20 protein-coding genes and 1 other RNA gene are annotated in these 26,507 nt (G+C 57.7%); 2 read left to right on the top strand and 19 right to left on the bottom strand.

Features of this window, described 5'->3' with window-relative positions; translation table 11 throughout:
• Positions 1 to 12 precede the first annotated feature (12 nt).
• From ABWH92_RS11000 to ABWH92_RS10935, 14 genes are all read right to left on the bottom strand, one after another.
• Positions 13 to 1,431: a UDP-N-acetylmuramoylalanyl-D-glutamyl-2,6-diaminopimelate--D-alanyl-D-alanine ligase gene (locus tag ABWH92_RS11000; protein ID WP_375568288.1), complete on the bottom strand. Its 1,419-nt coding sequence runs from the start codon at positions 1,429 to 1,431 to the stop codon at positions 13 to 15.
• A gap of 2 nt (positions 1,432 to 1,433) precedes the next feature.
• The gene (locus ABWH92_RS10995; protein WP_375568286.1) at positions 1,434 to 2,903 is read right to left on the bottom strand and encodes a UDP-N-acetylmuramoyl-L-alanyl-D-glutamate--2,6-diaminopimelate ligase; all 1,470 of its coding nucleotides are present in this window, start codon (positions 2,901 to 2,903) and stop codon (positions 1,434 to 1,436) included.
• A gap of 69 nt (positions 2,904 to 2,972) precedes the next feature.
• Positions 2,973 to 4,778 (bottom strand): peptidoglycan D,D-transpeptidase FtsI family protein, encoded by a 1,806-nt coding sequence (locus tag ABWH92_RS10990; RefSeq protein WP_375568284.1) that lies wholly within the window; start codon positions 4,776 to 4,778, stop codon positions 2,973 to 2,975.
• Positions 4,775 to 5,275 carry a hypothetical protein gene (locus ABWH92_RS10985; protein WP_375568282.1) on the bottom strand — a complete coding sequence of 167 codons (501 nt, stop codon included), beginning with the start codon at positions 5,273 to 5,275 and terminating at the stop codon, positions 4,775 to 4,777. Before ABWH92_RS10985 ends, ABWH92_RS10990 begins: the two co-directional genes overlap by 4 nt.
• Positions 5,262 to 6,329, bottom strand: a complete 1,068-nt coding sequence (gene rsmH / locus ABWH92_RS10980; RefSeq protein ID WP_375568281.1) for a 16S rRNA (cytosine(1402)-N(4))-methyltransferase RsmH — start codon at positions 6,327 to 6,329, stop codon at positions 5,262 to 5,264. Before rsmH ends, ABWH92_RS10985 begins: the two co-directional genes overlap by 14 nt.
• A complete protein-coding gene (locus ABWH92_RS10975; protein ID WP_375568279.1) occupies positions 6,326 to 6,793 on the bottom strand; it encodes a division/cell wall cluster transcriptional repressor MraZ in 468 nt (155 codons plus the stop codon). The genes rsmH and ABWH92_RS10975 overlap by 4 nt, the downstream gene beginning before the upstream one ends.
• A 373-nt stretch (positions 6,794 to 7,166) precedes the next feature.
• An RNA gene (gene rnpB / locus ABWH92_RS10970) (RNase P RNA component class A) lies at positions 7,167 to 7,563 on the bottom strand.
• Positions 7,564 to 7,623: 60 nt separating this feature from the next.
• Positions 7,624 to 8,862 (bottom strand): hypothetical protein, encoded by a 1,239-nt coding sequence (locus ABWH92_RS10965; RefSeq protein WP_375568277.1) that lies wholly within the window; start codon positions 8,860 to 8,862, stop codon positions 7,624 to 7,626.
• Positions 8,863 to 8,914: 52 nt separating this feature from the next.
• Positions 8,915 to 9,661 carry an N-acetylmuramoyl-L-alanine amidase gene (locus tag ABWH92_RS10960; RefSeq protein ID WP_375568275.1) on the bottom strand — a complete coding sequence of 249 codons (747 nt, stop codon included), beginning with the start codon at positions 9,659 to 9,661 and terminating at the stop codon, positions 8,915 to 8,917.
• Entirely contained in the window at positions 9,658 to 10,389 is a 732-nt protein-coding gene (locus ABWH92_RS10955) for a TerB family tellurite resistance protein (protein WP_375568273.1), read from the bottom strand. The genes ABWH92_RS10960 and ABWH92_RS10955 overlap by 4 nt, the downstream gene beginning before the upstream one ends.
• A 5-nt stretch (positions 10,390 to 10,394) precedes the next feature.
• On the bottom strand, positions 10,395 to 10,958 hold the full coding sequence (locus tag ABWH92_RS10950) for a winged helix DNA-binding protein (RefSeq protein ID WP_375568271.1): 564 nt from the start codon (positions 10,956 to 10,958) through the stop codon (positions 10,395 to 10,397).
• Positions 10,925 to 12,232 carry a TRAP transporter large permease gene (locus tag ABWH92_RS10945; protein ID WP_375568269.1) on the bottom strand — a complete coding sequence of 436 codons (1,308 nt, stop codon included), beginning with the start codon at positions 12,230 to 12,232 and terminating at the stop codon, positions 10,925 to 10,927. Before ABWH92_RS10945 ends, ABWH92_RS10950 begins: the two co-directional genes overlap by 34 nt.
• Positions 12,232 to 12,828 (bottom strand): TRAP transporter small permease, encoded by a 597-nt coding sequence (locus tag ABWH92_RS10940; protein ID WP_375568267.1) that lies wholly within the window; start codon positions 12,826 to 12,828, stop codon positions 12,232 to 12,234. Before ABWH92_RS10940 ends, ABWH92_RS10945 begins: the two co-directional genes overlap by 1 nt.
• Before the next feature lie 95 nt (positions 12,829 to 12,923).
• On the bottom strand, positions 12,924 to 13,910 hold the full coding sequence (locus ABWH92_RS10935) for a TRAP transporter substrate-binding protein (protein ID WP_375568266.1): 987 nt from the start codon (positions 13,908 to 13,910) through the stop codon (positions 12,924 to 12,926).
• A gap of 159 nt (positions 13,911 to 14,069) precedes the next feature.
• Between ABWH92_RS10935 and ABWH92_RS10930 the strand changes: the two genes are divergently transcribed.
• Together ABWH92_RS10930 and ABWH92_RS10925 are read left to right on the top strand one after the other, a co-directional pair.
• The gene (locus ABWH92_RS10930; RefSeq protein ID WP_375568264.1) at positions 14,070 to 17,705 is read left to right on the top strand and encodes a hydantoinase B/oxoprolinase family protein; all 3,636 of its coding nucleotides are present in this window, start codon (positions 14,070 to 14,072) and stop codon (positions 17,703 to 17,705) included.
• A 170-nt stretch (positions 17,706 to 17,875) separates the two neighbouring features.
• The gene (locus ABWH92_RS10925) at positions 17,876 to 18,493 is read left to right on the top strand and encodes a LysE family translocator (protein WP_375568262.1); all 618 of its coding nucleotides are present in this window, start codon (positions 17,876 to 17,878) and stop codon (positions 18,491 to 18,493) included.
• 348 nt (positions 18,494 to 18,841) lie between these two features.
• Here the strand turns inward: ABWH92_RS10925 and ABWH92_RS10920 are convergent, their stop codons facing one another.
• The 5 genes from ABWH92_RS10920 to ABWH92_RS10900 form a co-directional block, all read right to left on the bottom strand.
• Positions 18,842 to 19,417 (bottom strand): FMN-dependent NADH-azoreductase, encoded by a 576-nt coding sequence (locus ABWH92_RS10920; RefSeq protein ID WP_375568260.1) that lies wholly within the window; start codon positions 19,415 to 19,417, stop codon positions 18,842 to 18,844.
• Between the two features lie 113 nt (positions 19,418 to 19,530).
• Positions 19,531 to 23,250: a methionine synthase gene (metH, locus tag ABWH92_RS10915; RefSeq protein WP_375568259.1), complete on the bottom strand. Its 3,720-nt coding sequence runs from the start codon at positions 23,248 to 23,250 to the stop codon at positions 19,531 to 19,533.
• Between the two features lie 17 nt (positions 23,251 to 23,267).
• Positions 23,268 to 24,173, bottom strand: coding sequence for a methylenetetrahydrofolate reductase [NAD(P)H] (gene metF / locus ABWH92_RS10910; protein WP_375568257.1), 906 nt, complete (start codon positions 24,171 to 24,173; stop codon positions 23,268 to 23,270).
• Positions 24,174 to 24,182: 9 nt separating this feature from the next.
• Positions 24,183 to 25,187 (bottom strand): ArsR/SmtB family transcription factor, encoded by a 1,005-nt coding sequence (locus tag ABWH92_RS10905; protein WP_375568255.1) that lies wholly within the window; start codon positions 25,185 to 25,187, stop codon positions 24,183 to 24,185.
• Between the two features lie 138 nt (positions 25,188 to 25,325).
• Positions 25,326 to 26,408 carry a DUF2336 domain-containing protein gene (locus ABWH92_RS10900; protein WP_375568253.1) on the bottom strand — a complete coding sequence of 361 codons (1,083 nt, stop codon included), beginning with the start codon at positions 26,406 to 26,408 and terminating at the stop codon, positions 25,326 to 25,328.
• Between the last annotated feature and the right edge of the window lie 99 nt (positions 26,409 to 26,507).

The following is a 26,507-nucleotide window of genomic DNA, read 5'->3' as shown; positions in this document are numbered from 1 at the left end:
CTTTTCGCGTCCTTACCGTTCACGGTCTTTGTAGCGTTGAAGAATGAGTTCCACCAAGGGGCCCATCTTGCTGCCCAGCGAGCCTTTGATCATCACTGCGTCACCTGGCGCAAGATCACTGAGCAAAGGATCACGCAATCCATCAGAGCTTTCGGCATAGGCGCCTCGCTTCTCCATCGGGAGAACGCGCCAAAGCGCCTTCATCAAAGGACCGCACGCATAGACCTTATCTACCCCCAGAGCAGTAAGGTCATAGACCAGAGCGCCATGCATCGCAGAGGCTTCGTCGCCCAGTTCCAGCATATCGCCAAGCACAGCGATCCGCCTTCCGCGTTGACCGGTGGGCAAGCGAGAGAGCACTTTGAGCGCGGCTTTCACCGAGGCCGGATTGGCATTGTAGCTTTCGTCCAGCAGCGTGATCGCATCGCCGGGCGTGTCGATCACATGCTTGCGCCCTCGCCCGTCGGGTTGCTCCATATTGGCAAGCGCCATACCAGCTTTGGCCAGATCAAGGCCCAGCGCTGAGCACACGGCCAAAACACCCAGCGAGTTGACGACCAGATGCTCGCCAGGAGCACCCACCTTGTAGGTCATTGTTTTATAGGAGATTTTCGCTTCTACCGTCGAACAATCAGGTAGCAATGCCACCTGCATCAGTTCCGCATCGCTGCCCGCGCCATGCCCAAAGGTCATCACCTTACCAGCACCAGAGGCGATGGCCCGTTCCTTTAAGAAATCGGAGTGATCGATATCGCCGTGAACCACGGCCGTGCCGCCTTCCAAGAGGCCGTCGAAAATCTCTGCTTTGGCGGCAGCGATAGCGTCCAAACTTCCAAGGTTCTCCAGATGAACCGGCGCAACAGTGGTGATCATCGCCACATGAGGCTGAACCAGTTTCGACAGCGGCGTGATCTCGCCTGAATGGTTCATACCAATCTCAAACACACCATAGTCGGTGTCGCGCGGCATTCGGCACAACGTCAGCGGGACACCCCAGTGGTTGTTGAAGCTTTTGACAGGCGCATGTGTCTTGCCGAAAGCTGAGAGGATCAAGCGGAACGTTTCTTTGGTCGATGTTTTGCCAACCGACCCGGTGATTGCCAGCATCGTTCCGGCAGCGCGGGCGCGGGCCGCGCGCGCCAAATCATAAAGCCCATCATAGCTGTCATCGACAACGATCAGACCGGCCTTTGGCACCTTTAAAGCATCAGCTTGATCCGCTGATACCAGAGCCGCAGCAGCCCCGGCCTCAAGGGCGGCATCAACAAAAGCGTGCCCATCAAACTGATCGCCTTTGATGGCAATGAACAGATCACCTGGCTCGACGGTCCGGCTGTCGATGGAGATGCCGGACGCATCTCCGGGCTTGCCACGCACCGATCCACCAGTTGCCGAAACAATCTCATCAACGGTCCAGAGAGACTGCTTCACGTTTAGGCACCCTCGTCCAACAGTTCGCGGATAACGTCATGATCAGAGAACGGGTGTTTAACCCCATGAATCTCTTGGCCGGTTTCATGGCCTTTGCCCGCAACCAAAAGGATGTCGCCCTCCTCAAGCATGGCCAACCCGGCGGCAATCGCATCGTGGCGGTCACCAATCTCCATGGCATCATCGCCAGCGCCGGCCATCACGGCCTGACGAATGGTAGCCGGGTCTTCGGTGCGTGGATTGTCGTCGGTGATGATCACCGCATCGCCATAACGTGAGGCAGCTTCACCCATCATAGGACGTTTGCCCTTGTCGCGATCACCACCCGCACCGACCACGATAACAACCTTGCCATTGGAAAAGGGGCGCAGCGCTTTTAAGGCTTCTTCCACGGCACCAGGCTTGTGGGCGTAATCAACAAAGGCTTTGCCGCCGCGCTTGGTGGTGCCGATATACTCAAGACGCCCGCGCGCGCCTTTCAAACCTGCTAAGGCATCAAAGACGGCATCTGCATCGCAGCCAGCTTGGATCGCAAGACCTGCCGCCACCATCGCATTGGCGACTTGAAAAAGCCCAGGAAGCGGAAGCTCTACGGTGCGGTTTTCGCCCAAATAGGTGCAGCCAACGGTCTGTGCGTAGCCTGAGGGTTTAACCGTCTCAACAGCAATATCGCCCTGGCCCATGCCAGCCAACAGAACCTGGTGGCCGCGCTGACGCGCAAGATCGGCCATGCGCTCACCATAAGAGCCATCCATCCAAACAACCGCGCCCGCCCCTTCTGGCAACAAAGGGTCGAAGAGCCGCAATTTGGCCTGGAAATAATCTTCCATGGTCGGGTGGTAGTCCAGGTGATCACGGCCAAGATTGGTGAACGCGGCTGCTTTTAACACCACACCATCCAAGCGGCGCTGCTCAAGACCATGAGATGATGCTTCCATCGCCATGTGGGTCACGCCATCATCAGCAAGTGCCGTGAGCGCTTGGTGCAAGGACACCGAGTCGGGCGTTGTAAGTGCGCCAGCTTCAGCGCCATCTCCACGCGTGATGCCAAGTGTGCCCATCGCAGCCGCTTCATGACCAAGCGCCTGAAAAATCTGGCGCACAAAGGCTGCAACTGATGTTTTGCCCGACGTCCCCGTGACAGCAACCATTACCTTGGGCTGCGGCGCAAAAAATCTGGCTGCCATCAGCGCGAAAGAGCGACGTGCATCGGGCGCGCGAAGCTCGATCACGCCATCCGGTAACGCGACATCAACACCGTCATCGAGCAATATGGTCGTAGCGCCATCGATGATTGCCTGATCGACAAAGTCCTTGCCATGCCGCACCGCACCGCCAAGGGCGGCAAAAACAAAGCCAGGCTGCACTTTGCGGCTATCCAGAGCCAAGCCTTTGATGGACTGATCCGGGTTGCCGGACACCAATCGAACGGTTGGATCAATCAGATCAGACAGCGAATGGGCAACGGTCATGGATGGCAACGATTCCGCTTAGTGAACACAAGGCCCCTGCCATAAGGGTTTTTGCCCGGCGCGTCACGCCTACTGTGAGGTGACGTCAACGCGCGGGACGACGCCGAGGATCGGTGCAATACGCTCAATGATCTGCCGCGTCATCGGTGCGGCGTTCAAACCAGCCGTAGCACTTCGCTGTCCCTCGGCTGGTTGAGGTTCATCGATCACCACAATCATCGCGTATTGCGGGTCGTACATGGGAAAGGCGGAAACAAAACTGTTCAGGCGATGGTCGCCAGAATACACACCGTCAACAATCTTCTCAGCCGTGCCGGTCTTGCCGCCGACATCAAGCCCGTCCACAGCAGCCCGTCGCCCCGACCCGTGATCGACATTGGCGCGGAACAGTTCGCGCATCTGCGCACTGGTTTGGCCGGAAAGAACCTGGTGTGCCCCGCGCATCGCCTGCTCTTCATCGCGCGGCAAGAACGTCGGTGCTACATAAACACCACCATTCACACTGGCAGAGGTGGCCGCCAACAACTGAAGCGGGGTTGTGGTGAGGCCGTGACCAAAAGAGATCGTCGCCGCTGAAAGGCGCGACCATTCCCCGCGCGGGAAGAAGGGCGAGGCAACACCCGGCAACTCCAAATCCATACGGGACAACAAACCAAGCCGGTCATAATAGGCACGCTGGGTCGGGACACCCATCGCCTCTGCGATGCGAATCGTGCCTATGTTGGACGATGAGGTGAAAACCTCAGACGTGGAAAGGATCGCACGGCGCGCGTGGAAATCGTTGATCGTGGAGGATCCTATGCGGATCGGACGGCGCGCGTCATGCTGGCTGTCCATGGTGATCGCGCCAGAGTCCAAACCAGCGGCAATCGTGAAAACTTTGAACACAGAGCCAAGCTCAAACACACCACCTGTTGCGCGGTTAAGGGCCGCTTCTTCGCCCAACCCCTCGCGGGTGTTGGGATCAAAATCAGGGAGCGATACCAGAGAAAGAATTTCACCGGTGCGCACGTCCATCACGGCAGCCGTCGCGGCCATGGCTTGGTATGTTTCCAGCGCCTGCACCAAAACATCGCGCACCACATGTTGGACACGAACGTCAAGTGACAACGCCTGCGGCGCAAAATCAGGATTGGCGCGATCTAAAAACCCGAGCGCTTCCAACTCAGCCAGCGGGCCATTGTCGAGATAACGCTCAATGCCCTCCAGGCCTTCGTGATCAACATTGACGGCACCCAAAACATGCGCGGCCAAACGACCGGACGGGTAGAAACGGCGCGCCTCTTCCAGGAACCCAACACCTGGAATGCCCTGGCCCATAAGCAGATCACGCTCCGCTGGCGTTAGATCGCGGGCGATCCACTCAAACCGAGAGTTGTTGTCGAGGCGCTGGCGTAAACTATCACGCTGCAGATCTGGCATCACGACGGCAAGTCGATCCACCGCGTCGTCCACATCCACCAAAACAGATGGGTCGGCGTAGACCGCCGTAGCGGGCACATCCGTTGCCATCAATACACCGTTTCGATCGACAATATCGGGTCGATGCGCGGCAATCTGTTCCTGCGGCGTGGGAGCTCGCACCCCAGCGCTGGGCGTATCAAGCGCCAGGTCGACCAAGCGCACCCCAATCACCGCGTAAACCAAGGCCAGACCAACTGCGAACATCACCAACCGTGAACGCGTCGCATCGGAAAGGGTTTTGCCCTGCCCATCCAGATGGATCGGTGCATCGTCGGGCTGATCATCGTGTACCGCTGCCGTCCCAGATCCCAGCAATCCACGCGCTTTGCGCAGCCAAGACGAAACATCATCCTGCCGAACATGGCTTGCACGGCCATTGGTGTGATCGGCGAACGGTGGAACATACGTCACGGCGTGCTCTCCCCCGTTACATTTTCAAGCAGGGCACCGATGCCATCAGCGGGTTCGGAAGGCGCAACTGGTGCAGCTTGCGGCTCAGCCGAACCGGCATTGAGAACCTGCAAAAGCAAATCAATCTGGCCTGGAGCATTGATGGCGATCGCGTCGTCCTGATCACCAGCGATAGCGTCTTCGCCATCCTGCGCTTCTTCCTCAACGATCAAGTCGCTTCGAAACGGAATGTCAGCCAAGCGAACATAATGAGCTGATGTGATTGGCTCCAAGTCGAAAACGTCTGGAAGGTCAGACACGACAGCCTGCAACCGTGACGGTTGTTCCAGAGCTGCTAGGTCGGCTTCCAAGAGACCAACATCGCGCGAGAGCGCGCCAATCTCGCGCTCAAGACCGCGGCGTTCATCGTGGGCCAACTCAGCCTCGTGCTTCACATTGTAAACATAGGCCGCGCCGCCAATGGCTGCGGCAAGGCACACAATATCAACCACGCGCATGACCAGCCCCCTGCTTGGCAGGCCGCGAACCACTCGCGCGTTTCAATAGGGGCAGGCCAAGCGCCCGTGCCGAAGCATCATCAAGGACATCGTCCTGACGTGCGGCTGCGTCGGTGCGTCGGGCTGCACGCAATTTGGCAGAGCGTGCCCGTGGATTGCCCGCCATTTCTTCATCGCCTGGCACAATGGGGCGCCGAGTAATGGGGTCAAAGCGGGCCGGTTCCAGCGCCACATCAGGTTGATGGCGTGACCCGCGCGCAGTCTTGGCAGCATCGGCAAAGAACCGTTTGACGATGCGGTCTTCCAAGGAATGAAAGGTAACAATGGCCATCCGGCCACCAGGCTTGAGAACTTGCTCGCCAGCTTGCAAAGCGCCAACCAGCTCACCCAACTCGTCATTGACGGCAATACGCAGCGCCTGAAACACCCGCGTTGCTGGATGGATAACTGGCCCCGGTCCACGTTTACGCACAGGCATCAGCTTTTCGATCAGTGTTGCCAGGCCGCGCGTTGTCTTGATCGGCCATTCTTCACGCACTTCGCAGATGAAGCGTGCGATCGCGCGAGAGCGCCGTTCTTCGCCATAGGTGAAGAAAAGATCAGCAAGATCAGCTTCAGACCATGTGTTGACGATGTCCGCCGCTGTTGGGCCGTTTTGATCCATCCGCATATCGAGCGGGCCGTCATGGCGAAAGGCAAAACCACGATGGGCCTCATCCAACTGCATGCTGGAGACACCAATATCCAAAACAACCGCGTCAACGCCATCGATGCCGCGTGCGTCAAGCTCTTCGCGCATCAACGAAAACGGCGCTTCGACAAGGGTCAGCGCTTCGCCATACTCAGCAACCAAGTCTTGGCCAGCAGTGATGGCATCAGGGTCGCGATCAAAGGCGACAACGCGCGCGCCTGCGCCTAGAAATCCGCGCGTGTAGCCGCCAGCACCAAAGGTGCCATCGACAACAAGCGCGCCATTGAGGGGCTGCACAACATCGATGACCTCGTTCAGCAACACCGGGATATGACGCGGTGCAAGGCTCTCAGCAGAACTCATGGTTGCGGCACCGTCTGTACGGATGCCTGATCGCCCCACAGCACCCGCCGTGCGGCGCTCACCGCTTGTGCCCGGTAGGCCTGATAGCGCTCTGGTGACCAGATTTGAAACTTGTGGCCCTTGCCAACAAAAATGATCTGGCTGTCGATGCCCGCCACGTCTTTCAAACGTTGAGGCAGAACAATACGACCTTCCTTGTCGAGCGAGAGAACTTCGCTTTCGCCGAAGAAAGCCGTTGCCAGAAGATCGTAGTCGAACGAGGTCGGATCGAGCGCGGCCAATTTCTCCTCGAACATGGCAAAGAGACGCTTGCCGCCCGCATCGAGTGACTGACCATCCGGACTTGGAATGCAGTAAAGGCCCTCGAAGCCATCGGCTTTCAAAACATCGCGGAAGGGTTTGGGGATGCTCACGCGCCCTTTTGCATCCGTCTTCATCTCGATGGTGGACACGAAAGCGTGCATCAGAACTCGCGGCAGGTTGCGGGGTCAGCAAAGACAGATGGTTACTTTCCCTTACGGCGCCCGTGGTCTTCTCGCATGGGGTAGCGCTCCATCTCATCCAATGGGCTATCATGGGATTTAATGGGTCACAATGGGAAATGACTTCACAAAACATTGCGGGCGCACGCTGATGAAACACGTGTGCTGTTTAAAACCTATTAAACTTAACATGCGGTTTCTGCAGCCAACCGTCTGAAAAGACGTGCGGAGTCTGATGCGGGGCACAAGCGATATCTCCACCCGGCAGTGTGGAAAAGTGTGTGGAGGAAGGTGGAAAAAACTGACCCACCGCAGGCAATGAGACCGCGTAGGCAGCGGCATACGTGTGTGGTTGGGCGCCAGTCGGCCTGTAAGCCGGGTTCTGTCCGCCAATTCTAAAAGAATTGTGGGGCAGCCATTCCTCTAGGGCAGACCTTGCGGCCAACCTCTAGCAACCAACCCGAACACCTCACCTGAAGACGAAGCTACCAGGCAAGCCTGGCACGGCGTTCCTATTTGGTCTTGCTCCCGATGGGGTTTGCCATGCCGCTTGCGTTGCCGCCCGCGCGGTGGGCTCTTACCCCACCCTTTCACCCTGACCCCGACCAAAAGGTCGAGGCGGTCTGCTCTCTGTGGCACTTTCCCTAAGGTCGCCCTCGCCGGGCGTTACCCGGCATCGTGTCTCCATGGAGCCCGGACTTTCCTCCCGAACGTAAGTCGCCCTACGCACCGGCGGCTGCCCGGCCAACTGGCATGGGTGGCCTCGCACGCAACGCAGGTGGCGGTCAACTGCGTAGCGCAGTGCGCCATCATCAATTGAGGGCTGGATGGTTTTTCAAGTGGCCTGCGGCAGCAACAGCGTCGAGCAACTCAACCGCTGTTGGATAGGCCGTCATGCGCTCGCGCAACAACTCAACCGACCGCGCCAATGCGCGTACTTCCACCGGGGTGTCGCAGCCGCGCCGCGTCATCAGCTCCAGCACATCAACAGCATCACTGATCCCCTGGGCCGGCGCCCGTTCACGCAACAAACGCACCAAAGCTTCCACCTTGGGGCGTACATCGACAAATGCCGCACCAGGCACACCAACATGATCGCCAAAAGGTTGTCGATCTGGTTCCTCTTCGGCGTCATCTGGAAGCTCCGCCTCAGCGTCATCCGAAGATGCCTCGTCTGCTTCGCCTTCCGGCTGTTCATCACTCGAGGTTGAGGGTTCTTCCTCGTCGTCATCGGCAAAAGACGGCACCGGCGGCAATTCGGTCTCATCGTCATCGGCGGTGTCATCGCGCGGCTCATCGGCTTCAAGAGCAGCCGAAACCTGTGTTATCGGCTCTTCTGGTTCCTCTTCCTTATCCGCCTCACCGTCGCTCAGCGATAAGGGAGGCAGAGGCGGCACGACTGTTTCCGTTGACGGCGGTTCAGCAGCGTCATCTTCGACCGGAACGTCAGGCAGATCAGGTGGGCTGTCGGTCTTAGCTGGATCAGCCTCAGGGCCTTCGTCATCATCGCCAAACACAGGCAGTTCCAGCGCCATCGGACCCTCATCAGGTGTGTTCGCCAGAACATCGATACCGCCAGCAGGCGGACCAAAGTCCACCGAGCGATGCGCTGCATGCAGATAGAGGGAGGATTTGGCACGCATGGGGTCGGCCCAAAGCCGTTCAAAGGCTTCCAAGCAGCGCGTCAAAAAGTTGCCATCGCGCGACAGCACGCCCAGCGCTGAACCATCGCGAAGCAAAACGGTGAAATGCTGCCGTGGACGCAGTCGATAAGACGCAAATCCAAGCACCAACAGTGGCAACAAAGAGAGCGCAAAGACGGTGTAGTCGGGCTGAAAGAATTGCAGCGTTTCCAAGAACGCGCCGATACTCGCCACCACGTTGATCACAAAGAGCGCCAATACGATGATGAACGAGACACGCACACCAAGCGTGTCGATACGCGCACCAGCCAGCATATCGCGCCGCACGACCACATCATCAGCGGTCAGGCGTTCACCTTCCAGCGTTATTGATTGCACCCAGCGGATGTTTTCGGTGAGTAAACTCAAGGAACAAGGGGCCTTTTTGGCGGTCTCTGCGCGGTAATGATGTGTCCGGGCTCTAGCCGATAAGGCTGCTCAACAGCTGATGCAAGGTTGAAACGGTGGAACTATCGGCCACACCGTCAATCCGATCCGGGCGAAAGTGTCGCTGAAAAGCCTTCACCACCAGCTCCGTTTGCAGGTCAAACTGCCCCGTGGGCTGCAAACCATACCCATAGAGTTTCAGCATAGATTGCAGCGCGCCAACCGCCTCACCAGCATCGCCAACAGCCATGAACCGGCCATCTTGGATCGGCGCGGGCGGCACATAATGGCCAACACCATGGGCGTGCAGCTCGTCCCAAGGGAACAATTCGCCGGGATCCTCTTTGCGCTCCGGTGCAATGTCGGAGTGCGCAAGCACGTGCTCGCGAGCGATCCCGTGATGGCCGATCAAGGGTTTGGCGAGCGCAATCAGACTGGTGATCTGTGCCTTGGGAAAGGCTCGATAGCCATGTTCATGGCCAGGATTACAGATCTCAATGCCGATAGAACGGGCATTGATATCCGAAACGCCTTTCCAAGACCCCTGCCCCGCATGCCAAGCCCGCTCAGCCTCATCCACCATCTGAACGATGCGGCCATCCTCATGGATCACATAGTGGCAAGAGACTTTGGAGCGTGGATCGGCCAGCCAGCGCACAGCGGCGTCATCATCAGGCATGCCAGTGTAGTGCAAAAGCAAGATATCGACCGGCGCGCCATCACGACTATCAAAGTTGGGGGATGGAACGGTGCTATCGATGATCGGGTAGACGCTACTCATGAGGCTACCCCTGCTCCACCCTGGGGCGGCCTGTTGCGAAGTTCAATCTGATCGAAGGCGGCGTTGATAGCAGCCAATCGGTCGGACGCGATTTTCACAAATTCAGGCGGCACGCCACGCGCAACCAACCGATCAGGGTGGTTCTCGGCAACCAGTTTCCGATAAATGCGGCGAACATCCTCGTAGGTAAGGTCAGAATCGACTCCAAGCACCACATAAGGGTCCAATTCGCCCTCAAACACATGGCGTGCGCGGACGCGGCGATACTCTACATCGTCCATGCCGAACTCGCCCGCGACGATCTCCAAATAAGCAGCTTCACGATCGTGCAGCACACCATCCGCCATCGCGATATGGAACAGGCCGTCCAGAATGTCTTCTAAGATGGCATGCTCGCCCTCAAACAAGCCTGCGATCTTGCGCGCATAGGCATCAAAGCCAGCCACATCCTGTTTGGCCAGATTGTAGAGCCGCGCGACATTTTCTGACTCGTTTTGGGGAAACTCGACCAGATCGCGAAACGCCTCAATCTCATCATTGGTCACAACGCCATCGGCCTTGGCCATTTTCGCCGACAGACCGATCATCGCCACAGTGAAAGCCACCTGGCGGCGCTGGTCCTCATCGCCCACCAAACTGCGCAGACTGTCGACAAGGGTGCCAAGAACCGCCCCGGCGCCGCTGGCAGCGGAACCAATCAAAGATGTGAGGGAAGACCAAAGGCTCATAAGCTTTACATCGCTGCGGCAGCGCGCGCCGCCTGATCATAGGACCCAGACAAGGCACGCATCATCGCAGCAAGATTGGAAATGTCCTTACCATCAATGTTGAGCGCTTTGACCGACTCGATAAACAGCGCCTCACGCAGCTCGCCATAGCGCTCGCAAACAGCGGTGCCTTTCTCAGTGATCGCCACGGTCTTTTCCTTGCCCTTGCGCCCGCTTTCCACCAGCCCACGCTCGGCCAGCTTCTTCACGGCGTAGGACACCAAATGGGTGTCTTCGATGTTCAGAACAAGGCAGATATCTGCAAGTGTTTTCGGTCGGTCGCGATGGTTCACCAGGTGCACCACCAGCACTTCCAGCGGTGACAAGCCCTCCTCGCCAGCTGCTGTCATACAGCGCGTCATCCAGCGGTGAAACGCGTTCACCGTCATGGTCAGCGCAAACTCAAACTCCGACTGAGCAGGCAATGAGGATTTGGCAAGGTGCGCAGAGGAAACAACGGGGCCAACGGTTGGCCCCGCACCCTCTTGCTCCCCGTCTAGCGGTTCGACAGCATCGTTTCGGGCAGCCATAGTGCAATCTCCGGAAAAACTACCAAGAGCACTGTGCCAAGCACCAAAAGGCCGAAGAACGGCAGGGCATAAAGCGCGACCTGGAAAATATTGCGCCCCGTCATGCCCTGAATAACGAACAGATTGAACCCCACCGGAGGTGTGATCTGGCTCATTTCCACCACGAGTACCAAAAAGATGCCGAACCATATCGGATCAATCCCCGCCGCCTGAACCATCGGCAAGATGATGCTGGTGGTGAGCACAACGATGGATATACCGTCCAAAAAGCAGCCCAGAACAATGAAAAACAGCGTCAAGGCTGCAAGCAAGGCATAGGGCGACAGGTCCAACACACCGATCCAAGCCGCCAATTCGCGTGGGATGCGTGTGTATCCCATGGCCACGGTCAAAAAGGCCGCCCCCGCCAAGATGAAAGCGATCATGCAGCTTGTGCGCGTCGCGCCAAGCAGCGCCTCGGTGAAGCTTTCTTTGGACAGCGTGCCCGAGACCCAGGACAGGAAAAGCGCGCAGAACACGCCAACAGCGGCAGCCTCCGTCGGTGAAGCAAGGCCTGCATAGATGGAGCCAATGACAGCCACAATCAGCAAGATGATCGGAATCAGGCGACCAGTGGCCGCCAAACGCTCACGCAGCGGGATGGCCGGCTCGTGAGCTGGCATCTTGTCGCGGTTCAGGATCGCCCAGATGGCTGTGAAACCCATAAACAGCACGGCAAGCATGATGCCTGGCAACACGCCTGCGATGAAAAGCCGGGCGATGCTTTGCTCCGTCGCTGCGCCATAGACGATGAGAATGATGGATGGAGGAATGAGAAGCCCGAGAGTGCCTGATCCTGCTAGCGTACCGATGGCGATACGAGGATCATAGCCGCGCTGCGAAAGCTCCGGCAGTGCCATACGCCCGATGGTGGCTGTCGTTGCGGCCGACGATCCAGAGACCGCGGCAAATATCGTGCAGCCCAGAATATTGACGTGCAGCAAACGCCCCGGCAGCCCGCGCATCCAAGGTGCAAGCCCGGCGAACATGTCTTCCGACAGCTTGGAGCGGAAAAGAATCTCTCCCATCCAGATGAACATGGGTAGCGCCGTCAGCTCCCAAGAGTTCAGCTTACCCCAGAACGTGGTGGCCAAAACCGTGCCAACCGGCACGCTGGTGGCAATCACAATGCCAAGCACGGCCACGGCAGTGAGCGCCAGCGAGACCCAAAGACCAAGAGCCAAAGCTGCCAACATGGCGAGCCCGAGCACGATGGCGAGTGTTTCAATGCCCATCAGCTTGCTCCCCGCTCGGCGTCTTCCGGTGTAATCACCGGCTTCTGCAGCATCTCTGATTTGGCCTCTTCATGAGCCTGATAGGTGGGCACGCCGGAGGTGAGAACGGTTGTCAGCTCATCGATCATGGAAATCGCAAAAACGACCAAGCCAGCAGCCAACGCCGATTGTGGAATCCAAAGCGGGATTGCGATCACACCAAAAGACACTGTGCTGAACTGGATGGAATCAACCACCTGAAGCACCGCGTGATAGGCAGCGTAGGCAGCAATGGCCGACCCAATCAACAAGACCAGCGCCTCCAAAACCCTGCGCACGCTCAGCGGCACCGCTTTGATAAGCATGGATACGCGGATGTGATCAGCTTTGCGCAGCGTGGCGGCGAGCGCCAAGAACGTGGCTGCGACAAAGAGAAAACCTGCAATCTCATTGAGCGATGGCACGGTGATGCCGGCAATCGGCATATCAAGCGCGCGAAGCGCTGCGTCCAAGATGCGGCCGAACACTTGAACCAGCACAAGCCCAGCAATCACGCAGAGGCAAACGGCAGCCGCAGCCGATGAAGCTCTATAGAGCCCGTCCAATATCGCACGCATCACAAAACCCCTCTGGTGACGCAGGAATGGAAAAGTATGGAAGGAAAAAGGGCGGAGCGCCTGTTGGTTGGCACCCCGCCCAATCTCAAGGAGGATTACATACGGTAAGCGTCGATGACAGCTTGACCGGCCTCGCCCGCACTTTCCAACCATTCGTTGGTCATCGTCTCGCCAATCTCACCAAGCTGGGCAGCAAGCGTTGCAGAGGGTTCGACAACGCCCATACCGTTCTCGGCCAACGTATCGGTTTTGGAGCCAGTTTCTTCCTCCGACATCGCCCAACCACGCGCTTCTGCTTCATCAGCTGCAGCCATCAAAGCAGCCTGCTCATCAGCGGAAAGCGCCTCAAAGGCAGACATGTTCACAATCACCATGTTCTTTGGCAGCCAAGCACGCGTGTCATGATAGACCGACACGAAGTCCCAGGCCTGCGATGCAACACCGGTGGAAGGCGATGTGATCATGGCGTCCACGCGACCGGTTGAGAAAGCGGTTGGAATGTCACCGGCTTCAACCTGGGTAGGAACAGCCCCCATCAGGGTGGCAAGACGCTCAGTGGCCGCGTTGTAGGCACGGAAACGCACGCCATCCATTTGCGCAGCATCCGTCACTTCTTCTCCAGCGTAAATGCCCTGCGGTGGCCAAGGCACAGCGAACAGAAGCTTCAAGCCTTCTTCTTCCAGCAGGGCTGCGATCGCAGGCTCGGACGCTTCCCACAAAGCGCGCGCTTCATCATAGCTGGTGGCGAGGAACGGAATGGAATCCACGCCGTAGAGTGGGTTTTCGTTTGAAAGCCGAGAGATCAGAACCTCACCAATAGGTGCCAACTGGCGACGCACAGCGTCTTTGATTTCGGGGTGGCCGAAAAGCGACCCGGCTGAGTGCACGGTGATATCAAGCGATCCATCGGTCGCCTCACGCACATCATCGGCAAATTCCATGATGTTGGCGGTATGGAAGATGCTGTCACCATAAGGCGTTGGCATGTCCCAAGCGGTTTGCGCGAATGCGCCCGTAGCCGCAAAAGACACCGCTCCAAAGGACATGGCGCCAGCAAGCGCAAGTGTTTTCAATCCAGTCATGAGTTTCCCCTCTCACAGTTTGACAACGCCTCCAGCCATTGTGTTTGGCCCGGTCAGCGCACCGCTGACTATCGCGGCGTAAGGAGAGGTTGACGCGACGATGACAATTTGTCAACAATTTATAAGTGACGAATTACTGCCGCCGATCGGAGACACCCTATGGCCAGCGCGACACCTGCTGAATCCAACGCCAACAAAGGCCTTTGGGACTTCTGGATCGATCGGGGCGGCACTTTCACCGACATCGTCGCGCGAACACCCTCAGGCGAGCTGCTGACCAAAAAGTTGCTGTCGGAAAACCCTGAGGCCTATCGCGACGCGGCGGTGGAAGGCATTCGGCGCTTCCTTGGCGTGAAGACCGGCGAGCGCGTTCCTGCGGATCAGATCGCTGCCGTCAAAATGGGGACCACAGTCGCGACCAACGCCCTTTTGGAACGTAAGGGCGAGCCAACCGCACTGATCATCACCAAAGGGTTTCGTGATGCGCTGCGCCTGGGCTATCAAGCGCGCCCGGACATCTTTGCCAAAAACATCATCTTGCCTGAGCAACTCTACGATCTGGTCATAGAGATCGATGAGCGCGTGCTCGCCGACGGCACGGTTGAAACCGCCATCACCGATGCCGCGATTGATGCGGCGCTGGATGCTGTTGAAGCCAAGGGTTTCAAAGCTTTGGCCATCACGCTGATGCATGCCTACGCCTATCCCGAGCACGAAAAGCGTATCGCCGAGCAAGCACGCGCCCGAGGCACCATCCCTCAAGTGTCCGTCAGCCATGAAGCGTCTCCTCTGGTGAAACTGGTGGGGCGTGGCGACACGACGGTGGTGGACGCCTACCTTTCGCCCATCCTCAAGCGCTATGTGAACCAGGTGGCCGAAGAACTTGGCGTTGAAGGGACCGGTTGTCGGTTGATGTTCATGATGTCTTCGGGCGGACTGACCGCCGCCGACATGTTTGAGGGCAAAGACGCCATCCTCTCCGGCCCAGCCGGTGGTGTGGTCGGCGCTGTGCAGACCGCGCAAATGGCCGGCTTCGACAAGATCATCGGTTTCGACATGGGCGGCACCTCCACCGATGTCAGTCATTTCAACGGCACCTACGAGCGCGCGTTCGACACTGAAGTCGCTGGTGTGCGCATCCGTGCCCCGATGATGCGCATCCACACAGTAGCAGCCGGTGGTGGTTCTATTCTGCATTACAAGGACGGCCGCTTTCAGGTTGGCCCTGACTCCGCTGGGGCCAACCCCGGCCCGGCCTGCTATCGTCGTGGTGGGCCGCTTGCCGTGACCGATGCCAACGTCATGGTTGGCAAGTTGCAGCCCGCCTTCTTCCCTTCGATTTTTGGTCCCAATCAGGATCAACCGCTCGATGCCGATGCCGTACGCAAAAGCTTTGAAGATATGGCCGCCGAAGTCGGTGATGGCAAAAAACCTGAAGAGATCGCTGATGGCTTCTTGAAAATCGCCGTTCAGAATATGGCCAACGCCATCAAAACGATCTCTGTTCAGCGCGGCTACGACGTGACCCAATATGCCCTGGTCAGCTTCGGTGGCGCTGGCGGTCAACACGCCTGCGCCATTGCCGACACACTCGGCATGACCACCGTGCACCTTCATCCGTTTTCTGGTCTGCTGTCTGCCTATGGCATGGGCCTTGCCAGCATCTACGCCTCAAGAACCAAGGCATTCGTGCAGCCGCTGGCTGAAGAAAGCCGATCGCCCCTGGATGCCCTGATCGAAGATCTGACCAAACAGGTGCTCGACGAGTTGAAAGATCAGGGAGTCACCGAAACCACCCACCAGCCGGTCTTGCACCTGCGCTATGAGGGCACCGATACAACCATCGATTTGGATTTCTCGGCACGCGATATGGCCGTGATCCGCACCGCCTTTGAGGCAGAACACAAAGCCCAGTTCGGCTTTGTTTATCCTGGTCGCACGATCATCATCGAGAGTGTCGAGTTGCAAGGAGCCGATAGGACCGCCGCCGGTCGCGATGAGACCGCTCAAGCCACTACTGAGGGCGCAGCGCCCCGCGACGGGAGCACCCGGATCTTCACCGATGGCCAATGGCACGACGCTGCCATTGTCCGGCGGCGCGACGTGGCTCGTGGCCAAACCATTTCCGGTCCGGCCATTCTGGTGGAAGATCACCAGACGGTGGTCATTGAACCGGGTTGGCAGGCGCAGCTCACCGCACGCGACCATCTTGTACTGAAGCGTGTTGAGGCCAAGGCCCGCGATCTTGCCATCGGCACGCAGGCTGACCCCGTCATGTTGGAAGTGTTCAACAACCTCTTCATGTCCATCGCCGAACAGATGGGCGAAACGCTGCAAAAAACCTCCTCCTCGGTGAACATCAAAGAGCGGCTCGACTTTTCCTGCGCAGTCTTTGATCGCTCAGGTGCACTGGTGGCCAATGCTCCCCATATGCCGGTGCATTTGGGATCAATGGACAGGTCGGTGGAAGCGATCATACGCCAGAACGAAGGTAAGGTGCGCCCGGGCGACGTGTATGCGCTCAATGCGCCCTACAATGGCGGCACCCACTTGCCTGACATCACAGTGGTCACACCGGTCTTTGACCCCGACGAACGCGAGATCATCTTCTGGGTTGCCTCACGCGGCCACCATGCCGATGTCGGTGGCACAGCTCCTGGCTCCATGACACCACTTGCCACAAGCGTGGAAGAGGAAGGCGTGTTGTTCGACAACTTCAAAGTAGTTGATCAGGGCATCTTCCAGGAAATCGCTCTGCGCAATCTCCTGACTGATCACCCCTACCCTTGCCGCAATCCTGACCAGAACATTGGGGACCTGAAGGCGCAGATCGCCGCCAACGAAAAAGGCGTGCACGAAATGCGCAAGATGGTCGCCCAGTTCAGCTGGGAGGTCGTCTCGGCCTATATGGGCCATGTGCAGGACAATGCCGAGGAAAGTGTGCGGCGTGTTCTGGAACGTCTGGATGATGCTGAAATTGAGTATCCAACCGATCAAGGCGCTGTGATCAAAGTGAAGATCACCGTGGATCGTGAGAAGCGTGAAGCAACGGTCGACTTCACCGGCACCAGTCTGCAACAACCCAACAACTTCAATGCGCCGGAACCGGTGGCGCGTGCGGCGGTGCTTTATGTTTTCCGCGTGCTCACTGAGCAGCCCATCCCGATGAATGCCGGTTGCTTGAAGCCAATCAACCTGATCATCCCCGAAGGCTCGATGTTGCGCCCAGAGTACCCTGCAGCAGTTGTGGCTGGAAACGTGGAAACCAGCCAGCACGTGACCAACGCCATGTTCTGCGCCACCAAGGCACTCGCGGCTGCGCAAGGCACGATGAACAATCTCACCTTTGGCAACGCCACCTACCAGTATTATGAGACGATCTGCTCAGGGGCGCCTGCCGGGCCGGGCTTTAACGGAACGTCCGGCGTACACACCCACATGACCAACTCGCGCCTCACCGATCCAGAAATCCTGGAAATGCGTTTCCCGGTGGTGCTGGAGGATTTCCACATCGAACCCGGATCGGGTGGCAAAGGGCAATGGAATGCTGGCGACGGCACCCGCCGCATCATCCGTTTTCGCGAGCAGATGGACTGCGCTGTGCTCTCCTCCCATCGCCACGTACCCCCTCCCGGTGTTGACGGCGGCGACCCTGGACGTCTTGGCAAAGCCGAAGTGCGGCGCAACTCGAACAAGGTTGAAACCCTGCGCAGCTGCGACCAAACCGTTCTTGAACCCGATGAGGCCATTATCATCACCACGCCGACAGGCGGCGGGTATGGGTCACCTGCATAAGGTCGTCATGGCCGGGCTTGACCCGGCCATCCAACCCTACCGATTTCGTTGGTGATGAAAGTTGCCTCCGAAGGCGAAGTCTTCGAACCAAGTCCGAGGGTGACAGATGACGAAGCGGCTTGACGCAGGACCGTTTCGCGGGATTGCTCCTTTCAACCTAGGAGCACCCCATGACCCTCGAACTCTATCTCTCTTATGTCATCGCCTGCTTTGTCGTGCTTGCCGTACCTGGCCCGACGATCCTGCTGGTCATTTCTTACGCGTTAAGCCAAGGCAAGCGGGCTGCGCTTTCCACGGTTGTCGGGGTGGGAGCAGGTGATGCCATCGCGGTCACCGTTTCGCTGGCAGGGCTTGGAGCTGTTATGGCCACCTCGGCAACGGCTTTTACGGTGCTTAAGTGGGTCGGCGCAGCCTATCTCATCTATCTCGGTATCAAGATGTGGCGCACACAGCCCAAGCTTGACCTTACCGAACAACCCGAAATCTCCGGGCGCAAAATGACGCTGCACACGACCATCGTGACGGCGCTGAACCCCAAGGGAATCGCTTTCTTCATCGCGTTCCTGCCGCATTTCCTCAATCCAGCGGCCCCAGCTGTGCCACAACTTGTACTTTTGGGAACAACCTTCGTGGTGCTCGGTGTCGTGAACGCTGCGCTTTACGCCCTGTTTGCAGCGCATCTGCGCAATCGCATCACACGGCCATCCACGTTGAAATGGGCCAACCGCGCTGGTGGAACGATGCTGCTTGGTGCTGGCCTTATGACGGCCACATTGCGACGCGCCTGAAACTGGCTTTGAGGCAGTATCCACACTTAAGGCATTGAACTTACGACGTTTGTGCAATGCAGCGACGATTTTTCTTCGTCTGGCGTTTTTTTCAGGTTAGCGTCTTCATTACCAAACAAAGAGGGGAGGCCCGAGCCTATGAACGGTCAACGCGCTTTGAACTTGGTGATTGTCGGTGCAGCATTTGTTTTCATCGGCGCCATCGTTTTAGGGATGGTTTGATCCAAGACTTGAGTGAGTATGGCAGTCGTCGACACGGTCTGAACATTTTCGCGGAAACAACAAAAGCAATCCGCAACCATGAAACGGCGCTTCGCGAGAGGCGCCGTTTTTCTTTTAGGACGTGCTCTAAGCTGCAAGAGCGTTGATGGCAGCATCAGCCTTGGCCATTGATGCATCAGCATCCACCATCAAACGGTCAGCAGCGACCAGATCCACGTCATGAACACCGATAAAGCCAAGAACGTGCTTCAGATAGGGCGTTGCAAAGTCAATCTCTGATCCTGCCTCTGTTCCACCAGACGAGATCACGATGGTTGCGCGTTTGCCTTCCAGCAATCCAACAGGCCCAGCTTCGCTGTACTTGAACGTAACACCGGCGCGCGCGATCTGATCGACCCAGGCCTTCAGAGCTGCCGGAACGCCAAAGTTCCAGATCGGCGTGGCGATCACGATGTGATCAGCCGCCTTCACCTCGGCAACCAACTCCTCAGACGTGGTGAGCGGCGTCTTGTCGTCACCACCATGAGCCGCGCCAATCCAGGCGCCATCAACGACTGGTACGCCGTCGCTGACGTCACGGGTGATGATCTGGGTGCTGCCATCGCTCAGCCGATCAATGACTTTGCCCGCGAGCTGACGGCTAACCGAGGCCTCGCCCCGAGGCGAGGCGACGACATTCAAAATGATGTTTGCAGATGACATGGGTTCGGTTCCTCAACAGATGATGTGTTGAGGAGAGCGTGCGCTGAAACCTTTCATCGTAAAAGACCGATTAATGGAAACGCGCTGTCATCGAACGGCGAACAATAGGAGGCTTATTGTGCAGCTTCGGTGAGGATATCGGCTGGATCATAGGCAAGCACAGGGCGCAGCCACGTTTCGGCCGTTTCAACATCCCAACCCTTGCGTCGCGCATAGTCCTCAACCTGATCGCGCTCCACTTGGCCAACTCCGAAATAGTAGCTCTCCGGGTGACCAAAATAGAGCCCCGAGACCGACGAGCCGGGCCACATGGCAAAGCTCTCGGTCAGCGAAATGCCTGTGGTGGCCTCCGCATCAAGCAACCGAAACAGGGTGTCTTTCTCGGTATGGTCAGGCTGTGCTGGATAGCCTGGCGCGGGGCGAATACCGTGATATTTTTCACCGATCAGCTGCTCGGGCATCAGAGCCTCATCGGCGGCATAGCCCCAAAACTCCTTGCGCACGCGCTCATGCATATGCTCCGCAAAAGCCTCCGCCAGCCGATCGCAAAGCGCCTGGATCATGATCTTTTTGTAGTCATCATCACCAGCCAGCGCTTTGATGGCGTCTTCCTCACCATGCCCAGCGGTAACAGCAAATCCGCCAACATAGTCACCTTCTGGTGCGACGAAATCGGACAGCGCCGCCTGGGCGCGATCACCGGATGAGCGACTGATCTGCTGACGCAGCGTATGGAAGGTGCCCACTGTTTTCGTGCGGCTTTCGTCGGCAAAAACAGTCACGTCGTCGCCATCCCGCTGGGCGGGCCAAAGGCCAACCACGGCCTTGGCGGAAACTAGCCCAGAACCGATGATGTCATCCAGCATCACCTTGGCATCGTCCAGAAGTTCACGTGCCACTGGCCCGGCTTCGGGATGGTCGAGCACCGCTGGATAAACACCTTTAATTTCCCAAGTCGCCAAAAACGGCGTCCAATCGATATAGGGCACAAGGGTTTGAAGATCGTAGGTCTCAAACACCTTGGTACCGAGCATCTTCGGTTTCACAGGCGGCGTGGCGGCGAAGTCTGGTTGGAAGGCTTTGGCGCGAGCTTGCGCAATCGGCAGGCGTTTTTTCGCCGTCTGCGCCCGTGCGTGGCCTTCGGCAATGCGCGCATACTCAGCCGAGACATCATCGAAATAAGCCACCTTGTCGTCGCCGAGCACCTTTTGGCAAACGCCGACCGCGCGGCTGGCATCGGTTACATAAACCGCCTGCCCTGCTGAATAGGCCGGATCAATCTTCACCGCCGTGTGCACGCGGCTCGTCGTCGCTCCACCAATCAGTAGCGGGACCTCAAAGCCCTGACGTTCCATCTCGGAGGCAACGGACACCATTTCATCGAGCGACGGTGTGATCAGGCCCGAAAGCCCAATCACATCCGCACCGATCTCTTTGGCCTTGTCGAGTATCTGTTGACCGGGCACCATAACGCCCATGTCCACGACCTCGTAATTGTTGCAACCGAGGACAACGCCGACAATGTTCTTGCCAATATCGTGCACATCGCCCTTCACAGTGGCGAGCAGCACCTTTCCAGCCGATGGCGCATCGGTGAGGCCCATCTCCTCTTTTTCACGTTCCATGAAAGGCATCAGGTAGCCAACGGCCTGTTTCATCACGCGGGCGGACTTCACCACCTGCGGCAGGAACATCTTGCCGGACCCGAACAGGTCACCCACCACGTTCATGCCATCCATCAGCGGACCTTCGATGACGTGCAGCGGCCGCTCAACCGACTGGCGCGCCTCCTCAGTATCCTCGGTGATGAACTCGGTGATGCCGTGGACCAGCGCGTGTTTTAGCCGCTCCTGCACCGGGTTCTCGCGCCATGAAAGATCGACCTCGCGTTTCTTCGCACCGCCGCCTTTGAATTCTTCGGCAGCATCAACAAGCCGCTCCGTCGCATCGTCGCGGCGGTTCAACACCACATCTTCGGCAAGTTCCTTGAGGCGCGGATTAAGCGCATCATAAACGCCGAGCTGACCGGCATTGACGATACCCATATCCATGCCTTGCGCGATCGCATGATAGAGGAACACTGTGTGCATTGCCTCGCGCACAGGCTCATTGCCACGGAAGGAGAAGGAAAGGTTCGATACCCCGCCCGACACATGGGCGTGCGGCAGGTTCTGGCGGATGAATTTGGTGGCGTTGATGAAATCATTGCCATAGTCAGCATGCTCTTCAATGCCGGTGGCAACCGCAAACACGTTGGGATCAAAAATGATGTCTTCGGGCGGAAAGCCAACCTCATCCACCAACACGCGGTAGGCGCGCTCGCAAATCTCAGCCTTACGAGCATAGGTATCGGCCTGGCCTTGTTCATCAAAGGCCATCACGACAACAGCGGCACCATGACGACGGCATAGACGCGCCTGCTCCAGGAACTGCTCTTTGCCCTCTTTGAGGGAAATTGAGTTCACAATTGGCTTGCCTTGAAGGCATTTGAGACCCGCTTCGATCACCGACCATTTGGAGCTATCGACCATCACGGGAACACGAGCGATATCCGGTTCAGCGGCAACCAGATTGAGGAACGTGACCATCGCCTCCTCGGAATCGAGCAGCCCCTCATCCATGTTGACGTCAATGACCTGAGCGCCGGCTTCCACCTGGTCGCGGGCCACATCAAGCGCGGTTGGATAGTCGTTGTTTTTAATAAGCTTGCGGAACTTAGCTGATCCCGTGACGTTGGTCCGCTCGCCCACATTCACAAACGGAATATCAGAGGTCAGCTCGAACGGCTCCAGGCCGGAAAGCCGCATCATCGGCTCAATCTCAGGCACCTGACGGGTTGCCTTGCCTTTCACCGCATTAGCGATGGCACGAATGTGGTCAGGCGTGGTGCCACAACAGCCACCAGCAATGTTGACCAGGCCAGCCTCCGCAAACTCTTCAAGCATGCCAGCCGTTGCTTCGGGTAACTCATCGTACGCCCCGAACTCATTCGGCAGACCCGCATTTGGATAGGCGCAGACCAGCGTGTCAGAAACTTTGGCAAGCTCGGCGATGTGCGCCCGCATCTCTTTCGCGCCAAGCGCGCAGTTGAGCCCGATTGAAAACGGTTTGGCGTGGCGCAGCGCATACCAGAAAGCACTTGGCGTCTGACCGGACAGAGTACGGCCGGAAAGGTCAGTGATCGTGCCAGAGATCATGATGGGCAGGCGTATGCCCATCTCTTCAAAAGCCTCATCAATGGCAAACAGCGCTGCTTTGGCGTTCAGCGTATCGAAGATCGTCTCGACCAACAGGATGTCGGCGCCACCAGCAATCAGGCCTCTGGCAGCCTCCCCATAGGCTTCACGCAGATCATCGAAGGTTACCGCACGGAAGCCAGGGTTTTGCACATCGGGCGAGATCGAGGCTGTGCGGTTGGTTGGGCCCAACGCACCTGCCACAAAACACTCTCTGCCCGGCTCATCAGCCATGACTTGATCAGCAGCTTCGCGCGCCAGCCGCGCGCCCTGCTCGTTCAACTCATAAGCAAGGCTCTCCATGCCGTAGTCGGCCTGGGCGATGGTGGTCGAGGAGAACGTATTGGTCTCAACGATGTCCGCCCCCGCCTTGAAATAGGCCTTGTGAATATCGCGGATGGCATCAGGCTGGGTAAGGATCAGAAGGTCATTGTTTCCTTGAAGGTCTTGCTCCCAATCAGCAAAACGTTCACCGCGAAAATTTGCCTCAGAAAACTTCTGGTCCTGGATCTGCGTACCCATCGCTCCGTCGAGCACAAGGATGCGCTCAGCGCTCAGCTGATTCAAAACTTGAAGACGCGGATGATTCAGAATCATAAGACGAAAACCTTGCCCTAAGCCGCTGTTGCAGCGTCATTTTCCGACGCTTCTTGAACCGTTTTCGCCGGACGCATGCCAAGCAAATGGCAGATCGCAAACACCAGATCGGCCTTGTTCATGGTGTAGAAATGGAAGTCTTTAATACCGTGTCGACGCAGCCCTTCCACCTGTTCAGCAGCCACAGTGGCCGCGACCAGTTCATGGGTTTTGGGATCATCATCCAGCCCCTCAAAACGCTTCGCTACAGCCAATGGAACGCGCGCGCCACAGCTTTTGGCAAAGCGGGATATCGACTTGAACGAGTGGATCGGGGCGATGCCCGGCACAATTGGAATGGTGATACCGGCGTCTGACACGCGATCAAGATAGCGGAAATAGTCGGTGTTATCGAAGAAGAACTGGGTGATCGCTCGGGTCGCACCAGCATCCACTTTGCGCTTCAAAACATCGATCTCAGTCTCCCAGTCAGGGCTTTCCGGGTGACGCTCCGGATACGCCGAAACAGAGATTTCCATCGCATGGCGACCGCGAATGGCAGCGACCAAATCAGCAGTGTTCTGATATCCGTCAGGGTGGGCACGATAGGCTGATCCAACGCCATCGGGCGGATCGCCACGCAGCGCTACGATGTGGTTGATGCCTGCTTGGCGATAGCCGTCGACCACCTCATCGACTTCGCCACGCGAGGCCCCAACGCAGGTGAGATGGGCCGCAGGATCAAGCGCTGTTTTCGCTTTCAGTGCCGCCACCATCTTATGCGTGCGCTCACGGGTCGAACCACCGGCTCCATAGGTGACCGACACGAACTTTGGCTGCAACGGAGCAAGCCGATCAATCGAACGCCAGAGTGCTGCTTCCATCTTTTCAGACTTCGGCGGAAAGAACTCAAAGCTCACATTTAAGGGCGACGGGGCAACCATGGGGTGTCCTCAGGCAAACGCGACAGGCGTAGCAACAGATGGTGGGTCAACGAGCAAACGGGTGTCATGGGCAAGCCAGATGTACACCGGCAAAGTTGGCCCGGTATTGCGCGTGGTGTTGTTCAAAAGGATGGGCGGATCAACGCGCAAATCAAGCGCTTCAAGCCAACGGCCAACCTCCTCGCCATCAAAACCCAGACGACGATGCTGATGCTGACTCCGCAAAGCTTCGACACCATGCGGAGCAAAATCGACAATCAAAAGGCGTCCAGATGGTGACAGAACGCGCCTGGCTTCAGCAAGCAACGGACGCGGATCGTCAAAAAAGTGCATGACCTGATGCAACGTCACCAGGTCTTGGCTATCGCGCGAGATACCAAGCGCCAAACCGTCTCCATGGCGCACCTGAGCATGGTCAATGGCGTTTTCAGCCAGTGTTGCGCGTGCCACTTGAAGCATAGCGTGCGTAGGGTCGACCCCGATAGCGCTGGCATAGAGATCACACAACAAAACCAGCATACGACCCGTACCTGTGCCTATGTCCAGCAGTCGATCAACACGCTCCCGACCGAGGGCATCAACAATGGCCTTTTCAACATCATTGTCAGGCACCAGGTCAGCGCGCAGAGCATCCCAACGGGCAGCATGCTCCTGGAAAAAGGCCTGCGCCTGCGCGCTTTGTTCAGCTTTCAGGCGCGACAGACGCTCCGCGTCATCGCGCAACACGGAGTTCTCAAGCCCAACAAGTGCTGAGGTCGCATCCCACACCGCTCGCAAAGCAGGATCTTCGGCGATGCGGTAGTAGACCCAAGCACCCTCAGGGAACCGCTCAATCCAACCGGCATCGGAGAGCAGCTTGAGGTGCCGCGAAAGCCTTGGCTGACTTTGCCCCAGAAGACTTGTCAGATCTTTTACGCTGAGATCGCCATGCTGCAACAAAGCAAGCAGCCGCAGCCGCGTCGGCTCAGCGAGCGCTTTCAGTGTTTCAATGCTGGCATCAAAGGATCGGGTCACAACCTACTCTTGCACAAAAGACATAAAGATATCTTTATGCGGATATGAACGAAGGTGCAAGACCGTAGCGCATACCAAAACCCCGGCGTTCTGTGCGTCCGCCGGGGTTTCGTAACAACAGGAAGTGTTTGGCTTCGCCTAGGCGGCCTTCTGATCGACCCGGCGCTTCTTCCATTCGGAGAAGATTTGCTCGGCCATCGCTTGGTCCAGCGCTTCATAGTCGAACATCGCACGTTCACGCTCATCACGGTCCAAGCGGCGCAGCCATGGCCCGAGTTTCAAGAAGGATGCAACGGTATCCGATGAGAACCGCATCGACTTACAAACAATCAGGAAGGGCTTTGGATCAGCACGCACACACCAATGCTTGGACTCTTCCAAGGCAACACCAGCACAAAGTGCAAACATCACCACTGCCTCGGCAAACTTGCCTGAGTTCGCCATAGCCGCCACCGAGGCCTCGTTCACGGGCTGAGATTTAAGCGTTTTGCAGACGGTGCGGTAGGCAGCTTCAAAATCATAACGCAGCAGCCACTGTTCGTTGGAGAGACGCTCAGCGGCCAACCCGGCAGCCTCGGTCACACGCTTGGCAACCTCCGGGCGGCCATGACGCAGCAGCTTGCGGCGAACCGAAACGCTGGCAACATCCACCAAGGCGCGCACGACGCTGACAGGCAGATCTTCGCGATCAGCCAACGAGCTTTGCAGGCTCTCATCGCTGCGTGAATCGCTCACCAACTTGGCGTAGGAGTCATCGCAGATTTTTGCGCCCTCATTGCGCGTGAGCTTCACCTTCACAGGGTTATTGCCGTGCTCAACAATGGCCGAGGATACCGCCGGAGCAACGTGCGGACGCGCGGCAATCGCGTCCATATGATCGAGCCCCTTTTCAACCACAAGGTCGGTCAGATCTTCATCGGAGAGCAGTGGACTCTGTTCCAAAACAGGTCGGGCAATGGAAATAGGCTCAGCGGCAAGCTTGCGCACCATGCCACGTGGCGCTTTGGCCAGCGGAGCGAGCTTCTCAGCAACAAAAGCCAGTGCTTCCTCTTCGACGAGGTCGGCCAGGCGCACCAAAACATCATCATAGACAGCCAGGAGCTCCGGATTGATCCGGTCGGTTGTCAACGCATAAAGCTGAACCACATGGGTCATCAGCCGATTGCGCTCTTCTTGCGAGTGCGTGCTTTCCACGCGCTCAAAATCTACTAATTCACTCATCGGGGCAGCTCACAGCTGTCCCTCCACCGTCTTCCCACTATCACAGGTAGCAGTCGGACGTTGGCAAACGTTCAAATCGATTGCTCAAATTGCAACTAA

This window comes from Ahrensia marina (genome assembly GCF_042140245.1).
GTDB lineage: Bacteria > Pseudomonadota > Alphaproteobacteria > Rhizobiales > MH13 > MH13.
Note: the sequence above shows the minus strand (reverse complement) of the source record. Positions and strands in the feature narration are given on the sequence as shown.

What these genes read in the sequence shown, in the direction of transcription:
- ABWH92_RS10995 (WP_375568286.1), bottom strand. Translation starts at nt 2,903, where the DNA reads ATGACCGTTGCCCATTCGCTGTCTGATCTGATTGATCCAACCGTTCGA.
- ABWH92_RS10985 (WP_375568282.1), bottom strand. Translation starts at nt 5,275, where the DNA reads ATGCGCGTGGTTGATATTGTGTGCCTTGCCGCAGCCATTGGCGGCGCG.
- rsmH (WP_375568281.1), bottom strand. Translation starts at nt 6,329, where the DNA reads ATGAGTTCTGCTGAGAGCCTTGCACCGCGTCATATCCCGGTGTTGCTG.
- ABWH92_RS10975 (WP_375568279.1), bottom strand. Translation starts at nt 6,793, where the DNA reads ATGCACGCTTTCGTGTCCACCATCGAGATGAAGACGGATGCAAAAGGG.
- ABWH92_RS10960 (WP_375568275.1), bottom strand. Translation starts at nt 9,661, where the DNA reads ATGAGTAGCGTCTACCCGATCATCGATAGCACCGTTCCATCCCCCAAC.
- ABWH92_RS10955 (WP_375568273.1), bottom strand. Translation starts at nt 10,389, where the DNA reads ATGAGCCTTTGGTCTTCCCTCACATCTTTGATTGGTTCCGCTGCCAGC.
- ABWH92_RS10950 (WP_375568271.1), bottom strand. Translation starts at nt 10,958, where the DNA reads ATGGCTGCCCGAAACGATGCTGTCGAACCGCTAGACGGGGAGCAAGAG.
- ABWH92_RS10945 (WP_375568269.1), bottom strand. Translation starts at nt 12,232, where the DNA reads ATGGGCATTGAAACACTCGCCATCGTGCTCGGGCTCGCCATGTTGGCA.
- ABWH92_RS10940 (WP_375568267.1), bottom strand. Translation starts at nt 12,828, where the DNA reads ATGCGTGCGATATTGGACGGGCTCTATAGAGCTTCATCGGCTGCGGCT.
- ABWH92_RS10935 (WP_375568266.1), bottom strand. Translation starts at nt 13,910, where the DNA reads ATGACTGGATTGAAAACACTTGCGCTTGCTGGCGCCATGTCCTTTGGA.
- ABWH92_RS10930 (WP_375568264.1), top strand. Translation starts at nt 14,070, where the DNA reads ATGGCCAGCGCGACACCTGCTGAATCCAACGCCAACAAAGGCCTTTGG.
- ABWH92_RS10925 (WP_375568262.1), top strand. Translation starts at nt 17,876, where the DNA reads ATGACCCTCGAACTCTATCTCTCTTATGTCATCGCCTGCTTTGTCGTG.
- ABWH92_RS10920 (WP_375568260.1), bottom strand. Translation starts at nt 19,417, where the DNA reads ATGTCATCTGCAAACATCATTTTGAATGTCGTCGCCTCGCCTCGGGGC.
- metH (WP_375568259.1), bottom strand. Translation starts at nt 23,250, where the DNA reads ATGATTCTGAATCATCCGCGTCTTCAAGTTTTGAATCAGCTGAGCGCT.
- metF (WP_375568257.1), bottom strand. Translation starts at nt 24,173, where the DNA reads ATGGTTGCCCCGTCGCCCTTAAATGTGAGCTTTGAGTTCTTTCCGCCG.
- ABWH92_RS10900 (WP_375568253.1), bottom strand. Translation starts at nt 26,408, where the DNA reads ATGAGTGAATTAGTAGATTTTGAGCGCGTGGAAAGCACGCACTCGCAA.